The 685-nt window shown below is 49.9% G+C and carries 1 protein-coding gene; it reads left to right on the top strand.

Going from position 1 to position 685, the window contains the following annotated elements:
* The coding region (locus I6F53_RS20195) for a hypothetical protein (protein WP_197240946.1) at positions 1-685 on the top strand (685 nt) is incomplete at both ends.

Below are 685 nucleotides of genomic sequence, written 5' to 3'. Positions count from 1 at the left end.
CTGGTGAGTTCACCCATAGTGACATGGTTAACTACGCGAACAAGAAGTTAGCCGACATTGACTCTATGGACATCCCTGCTGAACAGAAGGACCGAATGAAGCTGGACTACCTCAAGGCTGACTCCGAGAAGGGTGCTTTCCGTACTGCGGTTGGTGAACTGATTGGTGACGCTGAGAAGGAATGGACGTCCGCTGTGATTAACGGGAAGATGCCGGAAGATGGCGGTGTGGCTCTTAATGCCCTGCGTCGTGTTCGTAATGCTGACCCTGAGTTATTCGCTGCGTTGTATCCTGATAAGGCTGAGATGTTCCTCACTATGGACATGATGGACAACCAAGGGATTGACCCGCAGATTCTCTTAGATGCTGACAAGGCTCGACAGTCTCTTACCAAAGAGATGCAGTACGAGGATGACAAGGCGTGGGCTTCTCTGAAGAACAACTCACAGTCTCCTGAACTGTCCCGTATGCCAGCAACACTTGATGCAGGTGCCCGTAAGATTTACGACTCCGTTAAGTACCGTACAGGTAACGCGGATTCGGCAATGCAACAGGTCGATAAGTATCTCAAAGAGAACACTACGACTCTCACTGCTGATGGTGTTGATGGTGATACTATTGGTGTCTTAACGAGAAACTCTCTGCGTGTGACCGATGACCCGGACTCTTGGAAACAAGGTAAGGA

Source organism: Pseudoalteromonas sp. SWN29 (genome assembly GCF_015864465.1).
Taxonomy (GTDB): Bacteria; Pseudomonadota; Gammaproteobacteria; order Enterobacterales; family Alteromonadaceae; genus Pseudoalteromonas.
The sequence above is the reverse complement of the archived record's forward strand: the minus strand, read 5'-3'. Positions and strand labels throughout refer to the sequence as shown.